Below are 21590 nucleotides of genomic sequence, written 5' to 3'. Positions count from 1 at the left end.
CAGTCCACCGACCACCCGCTCACGGGAGTGCGCATGTCCGACCGGTACCAGCAGTTCACCTCGACCGGGTTCGGTCGAACGATCGCCAAGCGCATCGGCCTGCCCACGCCCACCCCGCTCCGCAGGTACCGGCCCGGCGACCCGGTCGTGGACGGGCCGGTGCTCACCGGCGCCGCCGCGGGATCGCGGCTCGGCGAGGCCGTCGCGGGCACGCTGAAGTCCGTCGGCGCCGAGGTCCGCACCGAGGCGGCCGACGACGCCCGCTACGCGGCGCTCGTCTTCGACGCCACCGGCATCACCTCCAGCGCCCAGCTCGCCCAGCTGCGCGCGTTCTTCAGCCCGGTGATCCGCCAGGTCGGCACCTGCGGCCGCGTCATCGTGCTCGGCACCCCGCCGGAGGAGACCACCGGCGCGGGCGAGCGCGTCGCGCAGCGCGCCCTCGAAGGCTTCGTGCGCACCGTCGGCAAGGAGCTCAAGCGCGGCGCCACCGCCCAGCTCGTGTACGCCTCCGAAGGTGCCGAGCAGTCCCTCGACTCCACGCTGAGCTTCCTGCTGTCGGCCAAGTCCGCGTTCGTCTCCGCCCAGGTCATCCGGGTCGGCCGCGCCGACGCCCCGCAGGTCGACCGGGAGAAGCCGCTGCGCGACAAGGTCGCCCTGGTCACCGGCGCCTCCCGCGGCATCGGCGAGTCCATCGCCGAGACCCTCGCCCGCGACGGCGCGCACGTCGTCTGCCTCGACATCCCCGCCCAGGGCGCCGACCTCGCCAAGGTCGCCAACCGCATCGGCGGCTCCACCCTGCAGCTGGACATCACCGCGGAGGACGCGCCGCAGCGCATCGCCGAGCACTTCGCCGAACGCCACGGCGGGCTCGACGTGGTCGTGCACAACGCGGGCATCACCCGGGACAAGACCCTCGGGCGGATGGACGACGCGCGCTGGGACTCGGTGATCGCGGTGAACCTGACCGCGCAGGAGCGCATCAACGAGGCGCTGCTCGCCGAGGGCTCCCCGCTGCGCGAGGGCGGCAGGCTGATCGGCGTCGCCTCCATCAGCGGCATCGCGGGCAACGTGGGCCAGGCGAACTACGCGGCCTCGAAGGCGGGCGTGATCGGCCTGGTGCAGGCGCTGGCCCCGGTGGCGGCCCGCCGCGGCGCCACCATCAACGCCGTCGCGCCCGGCTTCATCGAGACGAAGATGACCGCGGCCGTCCCGCTGTTCATCCGCGAGGCCGGCCGCCGGATGAGCAGCCTCTCGCAGGGCGGGCTGCCGGTGGACGTCGCCGAGACCATCGCCTGGTACGCCAGCCCGGCCTCCTCCGGGGTCAACGGCAACGTCGTGCGGGTCTGCGGCCAGAGCCTGCTGGGGGCGTGATGAGCACCGAGATCGACGCGCCGCCGAACCTCTCCGCGCTGTACCTCAAGGCCGCCGCCACCGGGCCGCTGCGCCGCGGCGGGGAGCTGCCGACGACCGAGTACGTGCGCCGCGACATCACCGTCGACCCCGAGCACCTGGCCGAGTACGGCCGGGTCTGCGGGTTCGGGCTGCGCGACGTGCTGCCCGCGACCTACCCGCACGTGCTCTCGTTCGGGTTGTCGGTGCGGCTGATGACCGATCCGGGCTTCCCGTTCCCGCTGGTGGGGCTGGTGCACGTGGCGAACAGCATCACCGTGCACCGGCCGCTCCTGGTCACCGACGTGCTCACCCAGCGGGTGCGGGTGGCGGACCTGCGCCCGCACCCGAAGGGCAGGCAGCTCGACGTGGTCACCGAGACCAGCGTCGAGGGCGAGGTGGTGTGGCGGGAGACCAGCACCTACCTGCGCCGCGGCAAGCCGGACGAGTCGGCGCCGCGGGCCGAGCGGGCCGCCGAGGTCGAGCCGGGTTCGGCCACCGCCCGCTGGCGGGTGCCCGCCGACCAGGGCCGCCGCTACGCGGAGGTGTCCGGGGACAAGAACCCGATCCACCTGCGCGCGCTGACGGCGAAGGCGTTCGGCTTCCCGCGCGCCATCGCGCACGGCATGTGGACGAAGGCGCGGGCGCTGGCGGCGCTGGAGGGCAGGCTGCCGGACTCGTACGCGGTCGACGTGGACTTCGTGAAGCCGCTGCTGCTGCCCTCGACGGTGGAGTTCACCGCGCATCGGGACGCCGGGACGTTCGCGGTGCACTCCCGTTCCGGCAAGCCGCACCTGGTGGGGCGGCTGCACTGACCTGCGGGAAGGCGGGGCCGGGTTCGCGTGCGCGCGGGAACCCGGGTGCGGGCGGTGGTGGTGGCTCGACCGCCACCACCGCGCCGCTTCAGTCGAACGCGGTGCAGCCCGACGCGTCGCCGCCGGGCGACCAGGAACGTCCTTCGACGAGGTCGCCGAACCCCATCCACGCGAGGTTCATCAACCGCATCGCCAGCCCGTCCGCGGTGTGCTCCGGGTGCTCCACCCACCAGTCGAGCAGCGATTCGGCGGCGCCGACCAGCGAGGCCGCGAACGGTTCCATCTGCTGCGGCTGCATCGGCTGCGCCGCCCCCTCGGTGGCGCGGGCCAGCAGGGAGGCGATGAGGACCATCGCCCGCTCCCGCCACTGCCCGAACTCGGCGGCGAACGGTTCGCCGCCCGCGGGTGCCTGCCGGTGCAGCAGCACCCAGCTGGCCCGGTTCCGCTGCACGTAGTCGAAGAAGACCCGCAGACCCCGCCAGAGCTGCTCGTCGGGGCCGACCTCGGGGTCCACGGCGGTGCTGATGGCTTCGATGAGCCGGGTGGCCTCCCGCTGGATGCACGCCACGAACAGCTCTTCCTTGGAACCGAGGTAGGCGTAGATCATCGGTTTGGAGATGCCTGCGACTTCGGAGATCTCGTCCATGGACGCGAGGTGGAAGCCGCGTGCCGCGTAGACCTCGACGGCGGCGTCGAGGATCTGCCGTTCGCGCACCGACCGCGGTAGCCGCCTGCTGCGGGGTCGTGGGCTCGCCTCGTGATCGTCCGGGTCGGGCCGCATCCCACCTCCTGTTTTCCCGCCGCGGGCGGTGTTGCGGGGCCGGGTCCGCGGCGTGGCTCGGCTGGTCCTGATCTGCCGGAGAGGCTAGAGCAGAACGATCAGCGGGATGCCTTGCCCGCCTAACCTACTCGCGCGTAGTATTACTTGTCAGTAGGTAAGGGGAGGTCACATGTCCAACACGGATCCGGTCGCCGCGCTCGCCGAGGTCGACCCGAAGAAGATCGGCGAAGACGAGTTCGTCGCGCTGCTGGCCGCGGCCTCCGAGCACGCCTCCGGCGGTGCGGCGGACCTCAGCGAACTCCGCCCGGAGCAGTTCGCCAAGCTGATCTCGCGCGCCTCGGCCAAGCAGGTGGAAGCGGTCATGGCCCGCCCCGAACTGCGCGTGCAGGTGCTCGACGAGGTGTTCCGCCGTATGAGCGAGCACTACAAGTCGGACAAGGCCCGCTCCACCGAAGCCGTGGTGCGCTGGCGCATCGGCACCGACGAGCAGGACACCGTGCGCTACGAGTCGGTGCTCTCCGGTGGGACCTGCACGGTGAACAAGGAACCGCAGCACGACGACCCGCGGGTCACGATCATGATCACGCCGGTGGAGTTCCTGAAGCTGGTCTCCGGCAACGCCTCCGCCCCGGTGCAGTTCATGACCGGCAAGTTGAAGGTCGCGGGCGACGTCGGATTCGCCGCAGGCCTCACCAAGCTCTTCCAGATCCCCAAGGCCTGATCGGCGCCCGGGATCTCGGCGATCGGGGCCTCGGCGATCGGGGGGTCTCCGGCCGCGGGCGCCCGCTCCGCCCCGCCACTTCTGAGAACCTGAACGCTCGGGAACCGGAACGCTCCGCACCCCGTTCCACACCACGCACTCCGCCACGAACCGAAGGAATTCGATGAGCTTCTCCCTGGAACTGAGCGAGGAACACCGCGACCTGCGCGATTGGGTGCACGGCTTCTCCGAGAAGGTCATCCGCCCGGCCGCGGCGGAGTGGGACGAGCGGGAAGAGACCCCCTGGCCGATAATCCAGGAGGCCGCGAAGGTCGGCCTGTACGGCTTCGAGACCATCGCGACGTTCTGGGCCGACGACACCGGCCTGTCGCTGCCCATCGCCAACGAAGAGCTGTTCTGGGGCGACGGCGGCATCGGCATGGCGATCTTCGGCACCACGCTGGCGGTCGCGGGCATCTTCGCCGCGGGCACCCCGGACCAGATGGCCGAGTGGGTACCGCAGTGCTACGGCGACGAGAACGACCCGAAGGTCGGCGCGTTCTGCTCCTCCGAGCCCGCCGCGGGCTCCGACGTCTCGGCGATGCGCACCCGCGCCGTCTACGACGAGGCCACCGACGAGTGGGTGCTCAACGGCCAGAAGGCGTGGGCCACCAACGGCGGCATCGCGAACGTGCACGTCGTGCAGGCGGTCGTGGACTCCTCGCTCGGTTCCCGCGGGCAGGCCGCGTTCATCATCCCGCCCGGCACCAAGGGCCTGGAAGCTCCCAGCAAGATCAAGAAGCACGGGCTGCGCGCCTCGCACACCGCGGACGTGTTCCTGGACGACGTGCGGGTCCCCGGCAGCTGCCTGCTCGGCGGCAAGGAGAAGCTGGACGAGAAGCTCGCCCGCGCCCGCGAAGGCGGCAAGGGCTCGAAGAGCGGTGGCCAAGCTGCGATGAAGACCTTCGAGCTCTCCCGCCCCACCGTCGGCGCGCAGGCCCTCGGCATCGCCCGCGCCGCCTACGAGCACGCGCTGGAGTACGCCAAGGAGCGCGAGACCTTCGGCCGCCCGATCATCGACAACCAGTCGATCGCGTTCACCCTCGCCGACATGCGCATGGAGATCGACGCGGCGCGGCTGCTGGTGTGGCGCGCGGCGTGGATGGGCCGCAACGACGAGCCGTTCACCGCGGGCGAGGGCTCCATGTCCAAGCTCAAGGCCGGCCGCGTCGCCACCTGGGCGACCGAGCGCGCCATCCAGATCCTCGGCGGCAACGGCTACACCCGCGAGTTCCCGGTGGAGCGCCTGCACCGCGACGCGAAGATCTACGACATCTTCGAGGGCACCGAGCAGATCCAGCAGCTCGTCGTCTCCCGAGCCATCTCCGGCCGCCACATCCAGTGATCCGGTGGTCCGCCGAAGCCCCTGGCACCGACGGTGCCAGGGGCTTCGGCCGTTCCGGTCCGATCTATGCGGGGAGGGCGGGCATGCTGCCGAGCAAGTGCTCGATCTTGGCCCGCACCGACGTGGCGTGGAGGAAGTAGCTGGGGTACCGCTCCTCGACCACTTCACGGCTCGGCGCGCCCACCAGCACCGCGTCCGCCTCTTCCCGGCCGCACTCCAGGTGTGCCTCCGTCTCGCTGTAGGCCTGGGCCGCCACCAGCGCGTCGTCGAAGGTCTGAACTTCTGTGGTTCCGGTGCGCGGGTAGCGAACGAGCAGGAACCAGGTGTCGTTACCGGTCATGCGAACGCCTCCTCGGTGAGCCAACGCCGAACATCCGCGGCCGCGTCCAGCAGCATAGCTCTGTCCGGTACTGCCTGGTCTTGGTCGATCTGATGAAAGTGCTCACGCAGCTGGCGGAAGTACCTGATGGCCGGGGCCGGTGCCGATTCGTGCTTGATGTCAGTCCCCAGCGTCGTGTCCCATTCTTCGACCAGCTCGGCCCACTGCTGCTGACGATCGGTGCGCAGCTGGATCTCGACCTTGAAATCACCCCGGCGGCACCGCACGTGCACTGCGCGGTATCCGCCGGAGTGCGGGGTCGCTTCGTAATCGCGCACTTCCTCGACCGTCAGCTTGCGCGCCGTCCCGATGCGGTCGACGACCTCGCGAACCAGCAGTGGAGACGGCAGCACCGCTCGGCATCCCGCGATGTCCTGGATTTCGCTCAGCCGCGGTTTGTCCCGGACGAGCTTGGCCACGATGCTGTGGTAGCGCTTGAGCCGTTGCGTCACGAGCTGTGCGGTCGAGTCGCGGCGCAGTACTCGCATCACGTGGACTCCCAGCCCGTTCCTGGTCGTCGTCAAGCAGTCCGAGTGCAGGGCCCGCCACTGCCGGACGATCCGTTCGTCCTCGGCAGCGAACTCGCCGTCCAGGGCGAGCGCTTCGGCGCGTGCTCGCTTGCGGATGCGTTTGCCGATCACGTTCAACCGGTTCTTGGACGGCAGATCATCACGGTCGGTCATCGATTGAATACTAGGAGTGCTGATCGATGCTGGGGTCGCCGCCTGCCCCGAGGCGGCGACCCGTCGTCAGGCCTGGGTCTGCGGGTTCAGGTTGGTGACGGTGACCGGGCCGGGGACGGTGGCGCCGTTCCAGGGCAGGGTCACGCTGTACGGGCTGACCGGGCCGGGGAACGAGATCTCCAGGGCGCCGGGCACGGACCCGGGGATGCTGTTGCCGGTGTTCGGGTCGGTCACCAGGTAGCTGAAACCGGCCGAGACCGGGTGGTCCTCGTCGACGCGGTGCACCTCGGCCTCGCCGCTGGGGTAGCGGGTGGGGATCTGCGCGGAATCGCCCTGCACGTCCAGGAAGTTCAGGCCGGGGGCGCCGCCGAGCAGGCAGCTCTGGCCGGGCTTCGCGCTGAACCGGACGTCGCCGCCCTCGTGCATCATCGCGTGGTCCAGCGGCCCGATGGTGACGTCGACCTGCTCGGGGGTGCAGTACTCGTCGTAGTTCGGGTGGTCGTGCGGCATGGCCTGGGCCGTGCCCGCGACCGCGACTCCGGCGAACAGCGCGGACCCGAGGATGGCGGCGATCTTGCCGTGCTTGGTGCGGAACATCGGATTCATCTCCCCGGTGCCGCTGCGCGGTCCCCCCGACGGGAACCGTCCATCGCAGCCACACGTTCGAGTGATGTTTGAGCGACCCCCGGCGTTGACTCCGAGTGAGCTAGATCACTGGATTTCCCCTCGAGGTCGGGCTTCCGCCTGTTGACTCGGGGTTTGCTGCCGCTCCCGCGCGAGGTTGCCGGAGCGTGGCGAACACCACTCGGGGAATGCTCGACGCGGGCCCGATGTTGGAATGTGGGAGGGAAAGTTCCAGGGGTGTGCGTCCTCCGGAGCGCTGCGAGGCATCATGTACACGCCCGAAGGAATGAACATCAGCGGTCGGCGCGAGGCGAACGGACTAGTTCGCGTTTGATCGGCACGGTGAGCGCGTGGGCTCACCGGTGCCATCGGCTGGGAGAGCCGGTCGCGCCACGAGTCCGGTGCCGTGCGGTGCCGGCTCGACCTCAGCAACACGGCTTCGAGAACGAAACGGGAGGGCGAAGCGGTGAACAAGCCCGATCCAGGAACGCCGATCTTCGGCGAGCTGAACAACGAGCTCGGCGGTCTGCCGGACATCGACGTGCACGAGTTCGACTCGCACAGCTTCGACTTCGGCGGCGGGTCCGCCGAGTCCGACGGCGCGGCCCGGCAGAACGCGGCCGCGAACGGGGGCGGTGCCCGCTCCGGCGGCCGCCGCCGCAAGGAGGACTGAGCGCCGGGGCGGGAACACCCGCACCGCGCACGAACGGCCGGGGTGCACGCGCACCCCGGCCGTCGTCAGCAGCGCGACCGGCAGCCGATCAGCAGGTGATCAGTAGGTGATCGCCGTCGCCGGGTCGGCCAGCAGCGCGCCGACGTCCGCCAGGAACTGCGAACCCTGCTGGCCGTCGACCGCCCGGTGGTCGAAGCTCAGCGCCAGCTGGCACACCTTGCGCGGCACCACCTGGCCGTCCACCACCCACGGCATGTCCCGGATCGCGCCGAACGCGAGGATCGCCGACTCGCCCGGGTTGAGGATGGGCGTCCCGGTGTCCACGCCGAACACGCCCACGTTGGTGATCGTGATCGTGCCGCCGGTCATCTCGGCGGGCGTGGTCCTGCCCTCCCGCGCGGTCGTGGTCAGCGCTTCCAGCGCCGCCGCGAGCTCCCGCAGCGACATGCCGTCCGCGTCCCGGACGTTGGGCACCACCAGGCCGCGCGGCGTGGCGGCCGCGATGCCCAGGTGCACGTAGTCCTTGTAGACGATCTCGCCGGCCTGCTCGTCCCAGGTGGCGTTCACGTCCGGAGTGCGGCGCACCGCCAGGCACAGCGCCTTCGCGGCGAACGCCAGCGGCGTGAGCTTCACGCCCTGGAACTCGGGGTGCGACTTCAGCCGCTGCCGCAGCTCCATCATCGGCGTCACGTCGACGGTGAGGAACTCCGTGACGTGCGGTGCGGTGAACGCGCTCCGCACCATCGCCTGCGCGGTGGCCTTGCGGACGCCCTTGATCGGCACCCGGCGTTCCCGCGCACCCGCCGGAGCCGCGGCCGGAGTAGCAGCCGGTTCGGCCGGGGCCGAGGCGGACTCCACGTCCTTGCGGGTGATCACCCCGCCCGCGCCCGAGCCGGCGAGCGCCCGCAGGTCCACGCCGAGGTCCTTGGCGAGCTTGCGGACCGGCGGCTTCGCCAGCGGCACCGAACCCCGTGCGGGCGCACCCGCCGGGGCCGCGGCGGGCGCGGGCGGTTCCGGCGCGGGTGGTTCCGGCGCGGGTGCGGCGGGCGCGGTGGCCTGCGCGGGGACGGCGGGGGACGCGAGCGACCCCGCCATCGCACCTTGCAGCGCCTGCTGCGCCGTCCCGGCCGACACCGCGGTCCCGGCCGGCACCGTCGCGGCGGCGGCCTTGCGCGGGCGGCGCTTCGAGCTCGTCGCCTGCGGCCCGTACCCGACCAGGGTCTTCGCCTCGCCGGACGCCTCCCCGGACGAGTCAGGTTCGGGTTCACCCGGCGCGGCGCCGTCCGGGTCCACGTCGATCGAGATGATCGGCGTGCCGACCTCGACGGTCTGGCCCGGTTCGGCGAGCAGCTCGACGACCTTGCCCTCGTAGGCGCACGGCAGTTCCACGGCCGCCTTCGCCGTCTCGATCTCCACGAACACCTGGTTGACCGTCACCGAGTCGCCCGGCTGCACCTTCCAGCCGAGGATCTCGGCTTCGGTGAGGCCTTCGCCGACGTCCGGCAGCGGGAAGTGCTTGAGTTGCGGCATCCCAGGCTCCCTCAGAAGGCCAGCGAGCGGTCGACGGCGTCGAGCACCCGGTCGAGGTCCGGCAGGTAGTGCTTCTCCAGCTTCGTCGGCGGGTAGGGCACATCGAAGCCCGTCACCCGCAGCACCGGTGCCTCCAGCGAGTAGAAGCACTCCTGCTGCACCCGCGCGGAGATCTCCGAGGTGACCGAGGACTCCGCCGGAGCCTCGCTGGCCAGCACCAGCCGGCCGGTGCGGCGCACCGACTCGAACACCGGCTCCAGGTCCAGCGGGGACAGGCTGCGCAGGTCGATGACCTCCAGCTCGGTGCCCTCCTCGGCGGCGGCGCTCGCCGCGGCCAGGCAGGTGTGCACCGTCGGCCCGTAGGTCGCGATCGTCGCCGCCGAACCCCGCCGCAGCACGCGGGAGGTGAACAGCGGCGGCGGCTCCGCCTCGGTGTCCAGCTCCGCCTTCTCGTAGTAGCGCCGCTTCGGTTCGAAGAACAGCACCGGGTCGTCGCAGGCGATGGCCTGCCGCAGCATCCAGTACGCGTCCGCCGGGTTCGAGCAGGCCACCACCTTCAGCCCCGCCACGTGCGCGAACAGCGACTCCGGGGATTCGGAGTGGTGCTCGACCGCGCCGATGCCGCCGCCGAAGGGCACCCGCACCACCACCGGCATCTCGATCTTGCCCTGGCTGCGGAAGTGCAGCTTCGCCAGCTGCGAGACGATCTGGTCGTAGCCGGGGAAGATGAACCCGTCGAACTGGATCTCGCACACCGGCCGGTAGCCGCGGATCGCGAGGCCCACGGCGGTGCCGATGATCCCCGACTCGGCCAGCGGCGTGTCCAGCACGCGGTGCTCGCCGAAGTCCTTCTGCAGGCCGTCGGTGACGCGGAAGACGCCGCCGAGCTTGCCGACGTCCTCCCCCATGACCAGGACCTTCGGGTCCGATTCCAGCGCCGAGCGCATCGCCAGGTTGAGGCTCTTCGCCATCGTCGTGGTCTGCACGGACGACCGGCCCGTGCTGCCGTCGTTGACGTCGGTCCGTTCCATCGCGGGTGCCGCCATCAGTGCGCACCTCCCTGCGCGGGCTCGGCGAACCCGTCGAGGTAGCGCAGCTGCTCGTCGCGCTGCGCGGCCACGACCGGGCTCTCCTCCGCGTAGACCTCGGAGAAGATCCGGGACGGGTCGGGTTCGGGCATCGCGAAGCAGAACTCGCGGAACCGGGCGGCGAGCGCGTCGGACTCGGCCTGCACCTCGTCGAAGAAGTCCTGCCCGGCGTCGTGCTCGCGCACCAGGTGCACCCGGAGCCGTTCGATCGGGTCCTTCAGCTTCCACGCCTCCAGCTCGTCGGTGAGCCGGTAGCGGGTCGGGTCGTCGGTGGTGGTGTGCGCGTCCATCCGGTAGGTGAACGCCTCGATCAGCACCGGCCCGTTGCCGTGCCTGCACTCGTCCAGCGCCCACTTGGACACGGCGAGGGTGGCGAGCACGTCGTTGCCGTCGACGCGGATGCCGGGGAAGCCGTAGCCCTCCGCGCGCCGGTACAGCGGAACCCGCGTCTGGCGCTCCAGCGGCTCGGAGATCGCCCACTGGTTGTTCTGGCAGAACAGCACCAGCGGCGCGTCGTACACCGAGCCCCACACCATCGCCTCGTGCACGTCGCCCTGGCTGGTGGCGCCGTCGCCGAAGAACACCATGGTCGCTTCGCCGTCGTCGTCGCCGACCTTGCCGTCGAACTTCTGCCCCATCGCGTACCCGGTCGCGTTGAGCGCCTGGTTGCCGATGACGATCGTGTAGAGGTGGAACCCGGTGCTCAGCGGGTCCCAGCTGCCGTGGTCGGTCCCGCGGAAGATGCCGAGCAGCTCGGTCGGGTCCAGCCCGCGGCACCAGGCGACGCCGTGCTCGCGGTAGCTGGGGAAGGCCATGTCGCGGGGGCGCATCGCGCGGCCCGCACCGACCTGGGCGGCCTCCTGGCCGAGCAGCGGCACCCAGATGCCCAGCTGGCCCTGCCGCTGCAGGGCGTTGCCCTCCCGGTCGAAGCGCCGGACCAGCACCATGTCCCGGTACAGGTCGCGGAGCTGCTCCGCGGTGAAGTCGATGTCGAAGTCCGGGTGCGAGACCCGCTGGCCTTCCGGGGTGAGGAGCTGAACGAGATCAGCTCCGCCCTCGCTCGTCGCGCGCAAACCGGCGATCACCTGCTCCCGTGTGGGTTTCGCTGCGGTAGCGGCAGGGGGCTCGGTGGTGACGCCGTCGTCGGCTGGATGGGCTGGTGGCGTCCAGTGTTCCGGGGACATGCGGATCTCCTCGTGTCGCGCCGGGCCGGTCGCTTGTGGCGACGTGGTCCGGGTACCCCGCTCGTGCTCCGCAGGCCCGGGTCGGGGCCGTGCGGGTGGTCGGGCGGGGTGGGTTGGATCGCTCCTGGCCATCCTGGCACGCGTACCGCCGATTCAGTGAGCCCTGCCACAGGGACGATCTCAGTTCGCGAGGTCGCGGAGATCGTTCCCTACGGAACCGTAGCTTCCGGTCCTTGACGCGGAAATCGCAGGTCATCCAAGCAATGGGGTTCCGACTAACGCCGTCGGGACCGTCGCGGTACCGATACTGCGGAGCACTGATGATCTGCGGTTTCGAGAACACGCCAGCCACGGTCGGGCGGTCGGCGAACTGGCCCGCGTGAACCTGCGCGCGCCTCCGTCACGGTCGGTGACGCCGTCGCGCCTCGTCCGCGGGAGCCCGCCGGCGCACCCGGCGCGGGTCGGCCGTGCGGGCCCGGGCATACGATCGCGGCATGGATCGTTCCGCCGTGCGCACCGCCGTTGAACAGGCGTGGCAGGACTCCGTCCTGCCGAGCCTCTCCGAACTCGTCCGGATCCCGGCGGTCTCGCCCGCCTACGACGCGGAGTGGGAGTCGGCCGGTCAGCTCGACGCGGCCATCGCGCACGTGCAGGAGTGGATCACCGCCCGGGATATCCCCGGCGTGCGGCTGGACGTGGTGCGGCTGCCGGAGCGCACCCCGCTGCTGCTGGTGGACGTCCCGGCGACCGAGCCGGTGCCGGAGGCGGGCTCGCAGGACACCGTGCTGCTCTACGGCCACCTGGACAAGCAGCCGCCGGTCGGTGGCTGGTCGGAGGGCCTGGACCCGTGGACGCCGGTGATCCGCGACGGCAGGCTCTACGGCCGCGGCAGCGTCGACGACGGCTACGCCGCCTACGCCGCGATCACCGCGATCGAGTCGATCCGCGCGCACGGGGGCGCGCACGCGCGCTGCGTGCTGCTGCTGGAGACCGGCGAGGAGTCCGGCAGCCCGGACATGGCCGCCTACCTGGAGCACCTCGCGGACCGGCTCGGCGCCGTGTCGCTGGTGGTGTGCCTGGACTCGGGCGCCGCGGACTACGACCGGATGTGGCTGACCACCTCGCTGCGCGGCGACGTGCGGGTGGGCGTGCAGGTGCGGGTGCTCGACGGCGGCCAGCACTCGGGCACCGCCAGCGGCATCGTCCCCAGCTCGTTCCGCGTGCTGCGCGCCCTGCTGGACCGCATCGAGGACTCGGCGACGGGCGAGGTGCTGCTGCCGGAGCTGAACGCGGAGATCCCGGCGAACCGGGTGGCGCAGGCGCGGGCCGCGGTGGCCGCGGCGCCCGGCCTGATCCGCGACTCGGTTCCCGCGCGGGAGGGGATGCGCTGGGTCTCCGAGGACGAGGTGGAGCTGGCGCTGAACAACACCTGGCGCCCCACCGTCTCGGTGATCGGCGCGGAGGGCCTGCCGTCGCTGCCGGACGCGGGCAACGTGCTGCGGCCGTCCACGACGCTGGCCCTGAGCGTGCGGACCCCGCCGACGACCGACCCGGAGCTGGCGCTGGCGGCGCTGCGCACGGCGCTGTCCACGGACGTGCCCTACGGCGCCGAGGTGACGTTCCCGCTGTCGGACGGCGCGGCGGGCTGGAACGCGCCGGACACCGAGCCGTGGCTGGAGACCGCGCTGGACGCGGTGAGCGAGGACGTGTTCGGCGCGCCGTGGGCGACGATGGGCCTCGGCGGCTCCATCCCGCTGATGGGGCTGCTGCAGGGGGCCTACCCGGACGCGCAGTTCGTGGTGACGGGGGCGCTCGGGCCGGGCAGCAACGCGCACGTGCCGGACGAGTCGCTGCACCTGGACTTCGCCGCGAAGATCACCACGGCGATCGCGTACGCGCTGGACGCGCACGCCCGGCGCTGATCGGACCGGTGGCGCCCGCCCGGGCCGGTGCTCGGGCGGGCGTCCGGAGTCAGCTGCTCTTCGGCATCAGGATCCACAGCACGATGTAGACGATGACCTGCGTGCCGGGCAGCAGGCAGGACAGGATGAACAGGAATCGCACCAGTCCCTTGCTGAGGCCGAAGCGCGCGGCGAGGCCGGAGCAGACGCCGGCGATCCACTTGTCGTGCTGGGGACGGGACAGGTTCATCGACTGATTCCTCCTGGAAGTTTCGCGATCTTCGTTCCAGCGTGCCTGATCGAGGATCAGTCCGCCTCAGGGGATACCCGGAGATTCCCGCTCACCTGGCGAGCTCGGCCAGCAGGCCCGGGTGCGAGCTGCCGTCCACCGGCAGGTTCTCGCTGCGCACGAACGCGAACCCGCTGTCCGCGAACACGTGCTGCACCGCGCCGTCCCCGGCGTGCGACCACTCCGCGGGCAGGCAGCCGCGCACGTCCGCGTCCGCGGTCAGGTTGAGGTCGCCGCCGATCACCGCCGGCCTGCCGACGTCCACCGCCGCGCGCACCAGCTCGGCGCACTGCTGCCGGGCGATCGCCGGATCGGCGTCCGACAGCTGCGCGGTGCAGGCCGACAGCGCGGGGAACGGAGCGCACAGCAGCACCCGCCGGGCGGGGCCCGCGTCCTGCGCCGCGAAGCCGCGCTCCACGACCGCGCCGTCCAGCGCGCCCAGGTCGCGGTGGGTCAGCACCGCGATCCCGTGATCGCCGCGGCCGTCGGCGCAGCGCACCGGTGCGGCGTCCGCGGTCAGCTCGGGGGTGAACTCGGCGCGGTAGCCGGTCTCGCGGGACATCGTGGTGATGTCGTGCGCGCAGACCTCGTTGAGCGTGACCACGTCCGGTTCGCGCTGCTGGATCGCCGCGATCCCGGAGCGCACCGCGGTGTCCTCGTGGGTGGAGCAGCCCGCGGTGTCCCGGTGGCAGAGGTTCAGCTGGAGCACGTCCAGCGGTGCGCCGTCCCGCGCCGGTGGCTCGGCGGGGCGGATCGCCTGGGACGGCTGGGTTGCGGCGGCCGGCTGGGCTGCGGCGATGGATCGGGTCGCGGTGCTCGGCGGGGCTGCCGCGCTCGGCTGGGCGGCCGCGGTGGCTCCGGTCAGGGCGGGCGCGAACCCGGCGCAGGCCAGCAGCGCGCCCGCGATCGCGAGCCGCCGCGCGGGCGGTCGACCCGGTGGTGCGGTCGGGGCAGCGGTGGGCGGAGCTGCGGGCGGAGTGGTGGTGCGGGGGCAGGGCGTCCGGTCGTCGGTCATCGGCATCGCCTCCTCGGCGGCGGAGTGTGCCGAAGCTCGGCGAACCGCGGCAGGGGCCGAACGTGGGGTTGTCCGGCAACCGCTGCCCGGATCCCTCCAACGGCGGTGCGCGAACACCGTCCGTGATCGGCGGAACGCGGCGGCGGTCGGCGCAGCGATCTCCGGCGAACGGCCCACGCTTGCCGGGGCAACAAGATTTCTCTCACATTCCGGGAGGGATTCGATGGTGAATTCCCTGTTGACCAGGGGCGTCCCGCGCATGAAACTGAGCCTCGGCTCGGCTCGACCGGCAAGAACCGCCCGTCGGGGGTGGTGCTCGCGCAAGGTCGAACGGCTCGGTGGTGCGGACTCCGCGGGGTCCGGTGACCGGCGCGGAAAAATTTGACAGCTTCGCAACATCGAGAGCCGAGACTTGACCCCGTTCGGGTGGCACCATCTCAGCACTCGCGTAATCACCTACTAGGAGTGACATCGTGGCGCGTCGGACCACCTGGAGAGCTCTCGCCCTGCTGCCCGCGCTGGTGCTGACCGCGGCGGGCTGCGCGCAGTCCATCGCGCCCACCGGTGCCGACGGGGAGCTCCGCTTCGTGGAGCCGGGCAAGCTCACGACCTGCACCCAGCTGCCGTACCCGCCGTTCCAGTTCGAGGAGGGCGGCAAGACCGTCGGCTTCGACGTGGAGCTGGTGGACCTCGTCGCCCGCGACCTCGGGCTGGAGCAGACGTTCTTCGACTCGCCGTTCGAGGGCATCCAGTCCGGGGAAGTCCTCAACACGCGCAAGTGCGACCTCTCCGCCGCCGCGATCACGATCACCGATACGCGCAAGCAGAACATGGACTTCTCCGACCCGTACTTCGACGCCAAGCAGGCGCTGCTGGTCAACTCGAAGAACCCCTACCCGGACATGGCCGCGCTGCGCGGCAAGAAGCTCGGCGTGCACCTCGGCACCACCGGCGAGGAGTACGCCGAGCAGCACAAGGCCGAGCACGGCTACGAGATCGTCCAGTACGAAGACCTGGGCCTGCTGCAGAACGCGGTGCAGAGCGGGAAGGTCGACGCCGGGATCAACGACAACGGCGTGATGCTCGACTTCGCCAAGAAGAACCCGGACACCGAGGTCACCGCCGAGTACAGCACCGGCGAGGTCTACGGCATCGCCGTCCAGCGCGGCAACGCCCAGCTCGTCCAGAAGATCGACGACTCGCTGCGCAAGGCGCGGGAATCCGGCGAGTACGACCGGATCTACGAGAAGTGGTTCGGCAAGGGCCCGAACCAGCCGTGACGTGCCCAGCCGGGGCCGGGAGCCGCAGGCCCCGGCCCCGGCTGCTGCGCGGCGCCGATCCGGCCCGCCGCACGCCACCACCAGCCGCACGCCACCACCAGCCCAGCGCCGAGGAAACCGTCCGGGGAGAGTCTGAGGAATGGCAGCAACCGACACGCCCGCGAAGCCGCGGTCGAGCAAGCGGCAGCGCGCCCGCATGATCCGCGGCGTGCAGTACGCCGTCCTCGCGGTGGTGATCGTGCTGGTCGCGCTGCTCGCCGACTGGGGCAAGATCGCCGACGCGTTCTTCAACGTGGACGTGGCCGTCGCCCAGTTCCCGGGGATCATCACCACGGCGCTGGTCAACACCATCGTCTACACCGCGCTGGGCTTCGCGTTCGGCCTGGTGGTCGGCGTGGTGCTGGCGCTGATGCGGTTGTCCTCGGTGGCGCCGTACCGGTGGATCGCCACCGCCTACATCGAGTTCTTCCGCGGGGTGCCCGCGCTGCTGGTGTTCATCGCGCTCGGCTACGGGGTGCCGATCGCGTTCCAGCTGGTCTTCGACATCTACTCGACGGTGATGCTGAGCCTCGGGCTGGTCGGCGCCGCCTACATGGCGGAGACGATCCGGGCCGGCGTGCAGGCGGTGCCGCCGGGCCAGGTGGAGGCGGCGCGCTCGCTGGGCATGTCCCCGGCGCGCACCATGGTGACCGTCGTGATGCCGCAGGCGTTCCGGATCATCCTGCCGCCGTTGACGAACGAGCTGATCCTGCTCACCAAGGACTCGTCGCTGATCTACCTGCTGGGGCTGTCCGCGAACCAGTACGAGCTGTCGAAGTTCGGGCGCGGCGCGCTGACCCAGTACCAGTCGCTGACGCCGATCCTGCTCGCCGGGCTCTGCTACCTGATCATCACGATTCCGCTGTCGCGGCTGTCGAACCGGTTGGAGCGCCGCTACGGCGGCGGCCGGCCCGCCCGCGGCAAGTGACGGACCACGACGAGGCAGTGAGGGGCGCCGGATGAGCGCGATGATCGAGATTTCCGGGCTGGACAAGGCGTTCGGCTCGTTGCAGGTGCTGCGCGGCATCGACCTGACCGTGGACCGCGGCGAGGTGGTGTGCGTGATCGGGCCGTCCGGTTCCGGCAAGTCCACCCTGCTGCGCTGCGTGAACCTGCTGGAGGAGCCCAGCGCCGGGCGCATCGCGGTGGACGGGGTCGAGGTCACCGACCCGGACACCGACATCGACGCCGCGCGCAGGCACATCGGCATGGTGTTCCAGGGCTTCAACCTGTTCGCGCACCTGAGCGTGCTGGAGAACTTGACCGTGGCGCAGCGCAAGGTGCTGCGCCGGGACCGGGCCGAAGCCGACCGCGTCGCCCGGGAGAACCTGGAGCGGGTGGGGCTGGCCGAGAAGGAGTACGCGCTGCCCGCGCAGCTCTCCGGCGGCCAGCAGCAGCGGGTCGCCATCGCGCGCGCGTTGTCCATGCACCCCAACGTGATGCTGTTCGACGAGCCGACGTCCGCATTGGACCCGGAGCTCGTCGGCGACGTGCTCGGCGTGATGCGCGGGCTCGCCGACGAGGGCATGACGATGCTGGTGGTGACGCACGAGATGCAGTTCGCCCGCGAGGTCGCCGACCGGGTGCTGTTCATGGACGGCGGCGTCGTCGTCGAGCAGGGGCCGCCCGCCGAGGTGATCGGCGCGCCCGCCGAGGAGCGCACCAAGACCTTCCTGTCCCGGGTGCTGGACCCGACGCACGCCCGCCCGGTGGAGTGACCCGGCCCGGCGGATGTTCGCCGGAGTTCCCGGATTTCCGGTGCGCCCGTGCGGCGCAGCGGTGCGGTGGTCGCGGCTGCGGTGCGTAGCCGCGATCACCCGGTCGTCCAGCCGACCCGGTGCCGCGATCCCCACCGGAGTAGTCCTGTTCGGACGTTCGGTGGTGTCGCGGGCGTCGGGCGGTGTGCCGTTCCGCTCCCTCGGCGGTGTCGGATGAGCCCGTCGCAACCCCAAGCTGAACTCACGCGTCTGAGCTGTCGGTGGTAGTTGATCTACTACGCTGCGTTGGGTTCGCCGGATTCGATGTCGGGGGCGGGATCGTGCCGAACAGGCCGTGGGACAACATCGGGGCACCGACCGCTGCCGAGCAGCGGCTCGACGACCTGCTCGGGCAGGGCAGGGCGTGGGGTCGCAGACCCGACGGCCCGGTGGTCCCGCTCGACGTGCACGCCGACATGTTCGACCCGGAACGGGAGATCCGCGGCGAGTACCTCACCCGCAAGCTCGTCGAATCGCCGGACGAGCAGGGCTGGCGCGCGTTCTGGCGCCGCGGCGGGCAGCAACCCGTGGTGCGCATCGAGGACGCGGTGATCACCGGCAGGCTGGACCTGCGCGCCGCGGAACTGCCGTACCTGCTGGAGTTCGTGCGCTGCCGCTTCGACATGCGTCCCGACCTGCGCCAGGCCACGCTCGCCGGCCTGGTGCTGTGGGGCTGCCGCTTCCCCGGGCTGAACGGGCGGAACCTGCGCACCAGCCACGACACGGTGCTGCGCAACTGCACCAGCATCGGCGGGATCGTGGACCTCGCCGACGCCCAGCTCGGCGGTTCGCTGCTGCTCAACGACTCCGAGCTGCGCAACCCCGGTGGCCGCGCCATCTACGCGGACCGGCTGGAGATCGCCGGGGCGCTGCTCGGGCTGCGGCTCAAGGTGGCCGGGGAGGTGCGGATCCCGGGCGCGAAGATCGGCGGCAACCTCAACTTCTCCGGTGGAGCGCTGCGCAACCGCGGCCGCACCGCCATCAACGCCAACGGCATCCAGATCGGCGGCAGCTTCCGCGGCGACGTCGACCCGATCGGCGGCGGACCGTTCAGCGTCGCGGGACTGCTGTACCTGCCCAGCGCGCACATCGAAGGGGACCTGCGGCTGCGGGACGCCGTGCTCGAACCCGGGGTGGCGCCGCCGAAGCGCGGCGAGTCCCAGCACGACGACCCGATCAGCACCCTGCTGCTGGACCGCGGTGAAGTGCGCGGCGACGTGCAGCTCGACCAGAACTTCCGCAGCGGCGGCACGATCCGCCTGGTCAGCAGCCGGATCGGTGGCGACCTGCGGATGGCGGGCGCGCAGATCGACCTGAGCTGGTCCCGCTCGGCCGCCGCGTCCGTGGAGCAGCCGATGCGCGCGCTGCACCTCGACGGCACCGAGGTGCTCGGCAACCTCGAAGCGGCGAAAGCGGTGCTGCGCGGGCAGATGCGCATGGTGGACGTGAAGGTGCACGGCAGCTTCCAGCTCACCGGCGCCACCCTCGTCGGGCCGCGCACCGACACGTTGCAGGCCAACCGGATCCAGGTCGGCAGCAACTTCGACTGCCGCGAGGCCGACATCTCCGGAACCCTGCAGCTGCAAGGCGCCGACATCGGCGCCAACGTGGACCTGCGGGCCGCGCACCTGCTCAAGCCCGCCTGGCACCGGCACCGCAAGGCTTACAAGTCCTCGCTGGACCTGCGGGCCGCGAACATCGGACGCGACCTGGTGTGCGCGGAAGGCGTCCGGCCGTTCCGCGCCGAAGGCGAGGTGCAGCTGCGGCGGGCCGTCATCGGCAGGCAGGCCAACTTCTGGGGCTGCCTGCTCGGCGACGGGACCTCCGCCAACGCGTTCGGCGCTTTCGGTCTGGTGGCGCAGGAGTTGACGCTGCTGCCCAGCGCCCCGCCGCAGGGCCGGGTCGTGCTGCGGCAGGCGCAGTGCGAACTGCTCGCCGACAACGCCGAGACCTGGGACGCGCAGGGCGGGGTCGACGTCGAGGACTTCACCTACTACAACCTCAGCCACCCCATCGAACCCACCGACGGGGCGCGGGTCCGGGAACGGCTCGCGTGGCTGCGCGCCACCTCCGGGCGCTACCAGCCCGGGCCGTACGACCAGCTCGCCACCGTGTTCCGCAACAACGGCAACGAAGAGCACGCGGTCACGGTCCTCATCGAGAAGCAGCGCCGCCGGTACCAGGCGCTGGCCGGGGCGTCCCCGCTGCTGCTGCGACCACCCGTGCGGCTGTGGAGCCTGCTGCAGCGCAGCACCGTCGCCTACGGGTACCGGCCGCTGCGGGCGCTGCTGTGGCTGCTCGCGTTCGCCGCGGCCGGCTCGGCCTGGTTCAGCAACCACGAGCTGAAGCCGATCAACGCCGACGACGATCCGGTGTGGAACCCGTTCCTGTACACCGTCGACCAGCTGGTGCCGATCATCAACCTCGGGCACGACGTGATGTGGCGGGCCGAGGGGAACTCGCAGTGGATCACCGTGGTGCTCATCGCGGTGGGCTGGGTGCTGGCCACGACGGTGGCCGCAGGCATCACCCGAGCCCTGCGCCGCGAGGAGCGCTGATCCTTCGACGGACTCCCGGATCCGGTCGCCCGGTCGTCCGGTGCGGTGCCTGGTCGTCCGGTGTCCGGCGGTCCGGTCGCGGAACCTCGGCGCCCTCCTCGCCGCGGGAGCGGGTGGCTCCGCCACGTGGGACGACGCCGTCCTCGCGAGCAGGACGCCGAGCACTCGCGGCGGTGCCGGTGCCTCGGGTGGTCGCCGCTCCTCGGCTCCGCCGCTGACGGGGAGAACCGCGATCCGGTGCGGGGGTTCCGGGCCGGGTCGGTGAACGGGGGCGTCGGGTCGGGTTCACCCGATGTGCTGATCATGGGGGTGGATGACCCCGTCGGCGGCGGGAATTCGCGGGTGATCGTGCTACATCACAGTGGCCTGCCCGCCCTTTCCCGGAGGTCTCCGTGGACATCCCGCCCGCTGCTCCCGGCCGCCGACGACGCCTCGGCCGGACCACCGCGCGCCCCCGCCCGACGGCCCGGTGGGGCGTGGCCGCCGCCCTGGCGGCCTGCGCGCTGACGCCCCTGCCCGCGCACGCCGCCGAGCCGGTCGGCTCCGCACCGGTCAGCGCAGCACCGGTCAGCGCAGCACCGATCGACTACGTGGCGCTCGGCGACTCCGCCGCCGCGGGTCCGCTCATCCCCGGCCCGGACCCGAACCTGGCCTGCCTGCGCTCCACCCGGAACTACCCGCGGGTCGTCGCCGAGGAGCTCGGCGCGGAGCTCACCGACGCGACCTGCTCCGGCGCCGAGATCGAGGACTTCACCGGGCGCCAGCACGGTTTCCTGCCACCGCAGTTCGACGCGCTGAACCCCGGGACCGACCTGGTCACGCTCACCATCGGCGGCAACGACGTGGGCCTGGTCGGCGCCGCGGTCAGCTGCCTGAACGCGTTCCCCGAGCCGATCGGGCGGTCCTGCGCCGCGAAGTTCACGGCGGAGGGCGACGAACTCGCGGCCCGCATCGACGGCATCTCCGGTGACCTCGACGCGGCGCTGGACGGCATCGCGGCCCGCGCGCCGCGGGCGAAGGTCGTGGTCGCGGGCTACGGCACCTACGTCCGACCCGGCGGGTGCTACCCGAAGGAACCGATCTGGGGCCGCGACGCCGACTACATCCAGTCCAATGTGGACAAGTTGAGCGATATGCTGCGGGAGCGCGCGGCCGCGCACGGCGCGGAGTTCGTGGACATCGGCGCGGTCAGCGAAGGTCACGACGTGTGCGCGGCACCGCAGGAGAAGTACCTGGAAGGCGTGCTGCCGACCTCGGTGGCCGCGCCGCTGCACCCGAACGCCCGCGGCATGGCGGCCTTCGGGCACGCCATCGCGGGGGCGGTCCGGGACGGTGCCGGGACGACCGCCGACGAGGTGCGGGCCGACGCCTGACGGAGTTCCGCCCGCCCCGCGCCGAGGGGCGGGCGGAACCCGCGCCGGACCTGCCCGCCCGGCAACGATCTGCCCGCCCGGCAACGACCTGCTTGTCCGGCAACGACCTGCCCGCCCGGCAACGACC

The 21590-nt window shown here is 71.6% G+C and carries 20 protein-coding genes; 11 read left to right on the top strand and 9 right to left on the bottom strand.

What is annotated here, in order from left to right; all coding sequences use genetic code 11:
* The first annotated feature begins 33 nt into the window (after nucleotides 1–33).
* Both AC29IT_RS06570 and AC29IT_RS06565 read left to right on the top strand, forming a co-directional pair.
* Nucleotides 34–1371: a 3-oxoacyl-ACP reductase gene (locus tag AC29IT_RS06570; protein ID WP_488218143.1), complete on the top strand. Its 1338-nt coding sequence runs from the start codon at nucleotides 34–36 to the stop codon at nucleotides 1369–1371.
* A complete protein-coding gene (locus tag AC29IT_RS06565; protein ID WP_358445003.1) occupies nucleotides 1368–2204 on the top strand; it encodes a MaoC family dehydratase in 837 nt (278 codons plus the stop codon). The genes AC29IT_RS06570 and AC29IT_RS06565 overlap by 4 nt, the downstream gene beginning before the upstream one ends.
* An 88-nt stretch (nucleotides 2205–2292) precedes the next feature.
* Here AC29IT_RS06565 and AC29IT_RS06560 read toward each other — a convergent pair whose 3' ends face one another.
* The gene (locus AC29IT_RS06560; protein ID WP_358445006.1) at nucleotides 2293–2985 is read right to left on the bottom strand and encodes a TetR/AcrR family transcriptional regulator; all 693 of its coding nucleotides are present in this window, start codon (nucleotides 2983–2985) and stop codon (nucleotides 2293–2295) included.
* Between the two features lie 169 nt (nucleotides 2986–3154).
* Between AC29IT_RS06560 and AC29IT_RS06555 the strand changes: the two genes are divergently transcribed.
* On the top strand, nucleotides 3155–3706 hold the full coding sequence (locus AC29IT_RS06555) for an SCP2 sterol-binding domain-containing protein (RefSeq protein WP_488218142.1): 552 nt from the start codon (nucleotides 3155–3157) through the stop codon (nucleotides 3704–3706).
* 163 nt (nucleotides 3707–3869) lie between these two features.
* Nucleotides 3870–5090 (top strand): acyl-CoA dehydrogenase family protein, encoded by a 1221-nt coding sequence (locus tag AC29IT_RS06550; protein WP_358445011.1) that lies wholly within the window; start codon nucleotides 3870–3872, stop codon nucleotides 5088–5090.
* A gap of 64 nt (nucleotides 5091–5154) precedes the next feature.
* Here the strand turns inward: AC29IT_RS06550 and AC29IT_RS06545 are convergent, their stop codons facing one another.
* The 3 genes from AC29IT_RS06545 to AC29IT_RS06535 form a co-directional block, all read right to left on the bottom strand.
* A complete protein-coding gene (locus AC29IT_RS06545; RefSeq protein ID WP_358445014.1) occupies nucleotides 5155–5430 on the bottom strand; it encodes a hypothetical protein in 276 nt (91 codons plus the stop codon).
* A complete protein-coding gene (locus AC29IT_RS06540; protein ID WP_488218141.1) occupies nucleotides 5427–6152 on the bottom strand; it encodes a RelA/SpoT domain-containing protein in 726 nt (241 codons plus the stop codon). The genes AC29IT_RS06545 and AC29IT_RS06540 overlap by 4 nt, the downstream gene beginning before the upstream one ends.
* A gap of 66 nt (nucleotides 6153–6218) precedes the next feature.
* On the bottom strand, nucleotides 6219–6749 hold the full coding sequence (locus AC29IT_RS06535) for a DUF4232 domain-containing protein (protein WP_488218140.1): 531 nt from the start codon (nucleotides 6747–6749) through the stop codon (nucleotides 6219–6221).
* Between the two features lie 493 nt (nucleotides 6750–7242).
* On the opposite strand from AC29IT_RS06535, the gene AC29IT_RS06530 reads away from it, so the two are divergent.
* The gene (locus AC29IT_RS06530) at nucleotides 7243–7449 is read left to right on the top strand and encodes a hypothetical protein (RefSeq protein WP_224960509.1); all 207 of its coding nucleotides are present in this window, start codon (nucleotides 7243–7245) and stop codon (nucleotides 7447–7449) included.
* A 99-nt stretch (nucleotides 7450–7548) separates the two neighbouring features.
* Here the strand turns inward: AC29IT_RS06530 and AC29IT_RS06525 are convergent, their stop codons facing one another.
* The 3 genes from AC29IT_RS06525 to pdhA are packed head-to-tail and all read right to left on the bottom strand — an operon-like array spanning nucleotide 7549 to nucleotide 11251.
* Complete coding sequence (locus AC29IT_RS06525) at nucleotides 7549–8979, bottom strand: dihydrolipoamide acetyltransferase family protein (RefSeq protein WP_488218139.1); 1431 nt, start codon at nucleotides 8977–8979, stop codon at nucleotides 7549–7551.
* Nucleotides 8980–8990: 11 nt separating this feature from the next.
* Complete coding sequence (locus AC29IT_RS06520; protein WP_488218138.1) at nucleotides 8991–10025, bottom strand: alpha-ketoacid dehydrogenase subunit beta; 1035 nt, start codon at nucleotides 10023–10025, stop codon at nucleotides 8991–8993.
* A complete protein-coding gene (gene pdhA, locus AC29IT_RS06515) occupies nucleotides 10025–11251 on the bottom strand; it encodes a pyruvate dehydrogenase (acetyl-transferring) E1 component subunit alpha (RefSeq protein WP_488218137.1) in 1227 nt (408 codons plus the stop codon). Before pdhA ends, AC29IT_RS06520 begins: the two co-directional genes overlap by 1 nt.
* 494 nt (nucleotides 11252–11745) lie before the next feature.
* Here pdhA and AC29IT_RS06510 point away from each other — a divergent pair, with 494 nt between their 5' ends.
* Nucleotides 11746–13173 (top strand): M20/M25/M40 family metallo-hydrolase, encoded by a 1428-nt coding sequence (locus AC29IT_RS06510; protein ID WP_358445029.1) that lies wholly within the window; start codon nucleotides 11746–11748, stop codon nucleotides 13171–13173.
* 49 nt (nucleotides 13174–13222) lie between these two features.
* Here AC29IT_RS06510 and AC29IT_RS06505 read toward each other — a convergent pair whose 3' ends face one another.
* On the bottom strand, nucleotides 13223–13402 hold the full coding sequence (locus tag AC29IT_RS06505) for a PspC domain-containing protein (RefSeq protein ID WP_358445032.1): 180 nt from the start codon (nucleotides 13400–13402) through the stop codon (nucleotides 13223–13225).
* Between the two features lie 91 nt (nucleotides 13403–13493).
* Nucleotides 13494–14456, bottom strand: a complete 963-nt coding sequence (locus AC29IT_RS06500; RefSeq protein ID WP_358445035.1) for an endonuclease/exonuclease/phosphatase family protein — start codon at nucleotides 14454–14456, stop codon at nucleotides 13494–13496.
* Nucleotides 14457–14929: 473 nt separating this feature from the next.
* Here AC29IT_RS06500 and AC29IT_RS06495 point away from each other — a divergent pair, with 473 nt between their 5' ends.
* The 5 genes from AC29IT_RS06495 to AC29IT_RS06475 all read left to right on the top strand — a co-directional run bounded on the left by AC29IT_RS06495 (nucleotide 14930) and on the right by AC29IT_RS06475 (nucleotide 21463).
* Nucleotides 14930–15736, top strand: a complete 807-nt coding sequence (locus AC29IT_RS06495) for a transporter substrate-binding domain-containing protein (RefSeq protein WP_358445036.1) — start codon at nucleotides 14930–14932, stop codon at nucleotides 15734–15736.
* Nucleotides 15737–15875: 139 nt separating this feature from the next.
* A complete protein-coding gene (locus tag AC29IT_RS06490) occupies nucleotides 15876–16703 on the top strand; it encodes an amino acid ABC transporter permease (RefSeq protein WP_358445039.1) in 828 nt (275 codons plus the stop codon).
* 31 nt (nucleotides 16704–16734) lie between these two features.
* Nucleotides 16735–17493, top strand: a complete 759-nt coding sequence (locus tag AC29IT_RS06485) for an amino acid ABC transporter ATP-binding protein (protein ID WP_488218136.1) — start codon at nucleotides 16735–16737, stop codon at nucleotides 17491–17493.
* Nucleotides 17494–17813: 320 nt separating this feature from the next.
* The gene (locus tag AC29IT_RS06480) at nucleotides 17814–20090 is read left to right on the top strand and encodes a bactofilin family protein (protein WP_488218135.1); all 2277 of its coding nucleotides are present in this window, start codon (nucleotides 17814–17816) and stop codon (nucleotides 20088–20090) included.
* Between the two features lie 392 nt (nucleotides 20091–20482).
* A complete protein-coding gene (locus AC29IT_RS06475; RefSeq protein WP_488218134.1) occupies nucleotides 20483–21463 on the top strand; it encodes an SGNH/GDSL hydrolase family protein in 981 nt (326 codons plus the stop codon).
* The last annotated feature ends 127 nt before the right edge of the window (nucleotides 21464–21590 follow it).

Source organism: Saccharopolyspora sp. MMCC62 (genome assembly GCF_057736575.1).
This window is presented reverse-complemented; position numbering and strand designations above follow the sequence as displayed.

Excerpts from the sequence above, each read along its gene's own strand:
- AC29IT_RS06545 (WP_358445014.1), bottom strand. The coding sequence starts at position 5,430 with ATGACCGGTAACGACACCTGGTTCCTGCTCGTTCGCTACCCGCGCACC.
- AC29IT_RS06490 (WP_358445039.1), top strand. The coding sequence starts at position 15,876 with ATGGCAGCAACCGACACGCCCGCGAAGCCGCGGTCGAGCAAGCGGCAG.
- AC29IT_RS06485 (WP_488218136.1), top strand. The coding sequence starts at position 16,735 with ATGAGCGCGATGATCGAGATTTCCGGGCTGGACAAGGCGTTCGGCTCG.
- AC29IT_RS06560 (WP_358445006.1), bottom strand. The coding sequence starts at position 2,985 with ATGCGGCCCGACCCGGACGATCACGAGGCGAGCCCACGACCCCGCAGC.
- AC29IT_RS06540 (WP_488218141.1), bottom strand. The coding sequence starts at position 6,152 with ATGACCGACCGTGATGATCTGCCGTCCAAGAACCGGTTGAACGTGATC.
- AC29IT_RS06510 (WP_358445029.1), top strand. The coding sequence starts at position 11,746 with ATGGATCGTTCCGCCGTGCGCACCGCCGTTGAACAGGCGTGGCAGGAC.
- AC29IT_RS06520 (WP_488218138.1), bottom strand. The coding sequence starts at position 10,025 with ATGGCGGCACCCGCGATGGAACGGACCGACGTCAACGACGGCAGCACG.
- AC29IT_RS06500 (WP_358445035.1), bottom strand. The coding sequence starts at position 14,456 with ATGACCGACGACCGGACGCCCTGCCCCCGCACCACCACTCCGCCCGCA.
- AC29IT_RS06570 (WP_488218143.1), top strand. The coding sequence starts at position 34 with ATGTCCGACCGGTACCAGCAGTTCACCTCGACCGGGTTCGGTCGAACG.
- AC29IT_RS06535 (WP_488218140.1), bottom strand. The coding sequence starts at position 6,749 with ATGTTCCGCACCAAGCACGGCAAGATCGCCGCCATCCTCGGGTCCGCG.
- pdhA (WP_488218137.1), bottom strand. The coding sequence starts at position 11,251 with ATGTCCCCGGAACACTGGACGCCACCAGCCCATCCAGCCGACGACGGC.
- AC29IT_RS06550 (WP_358445011.1), top strand. The coding sequence starts at position 3,870 with ATGAGCTTCTCCCTGGAACTGAGCGAGGAACACCGCGACCTGCGCGAT.
- AC29IT_RS06555 (WP_488218142.1), top strand. The coding sequence starts at position 3,155 with ATGTCCAACACGGATCCGGTCGCCGCGCTCGCCGAGGTCGACCCGAAG.
- AC29IT_RS06525 (WP_488218139.1), bottom strand. The coding sequence starts at position 8,979 with ATGCCGCAACTCAAGCACTTCCCGCTGCCGGACGTCGGCGAAGGCCTC.
- AC29IT_RS06505 (WP_358445032.1), bottom strand. The coding sequence starts at position 13,402 with ATGAACCTGTCCCGTCCCCAGCACGACAAGTGGATCGCCGGCGTCTGC.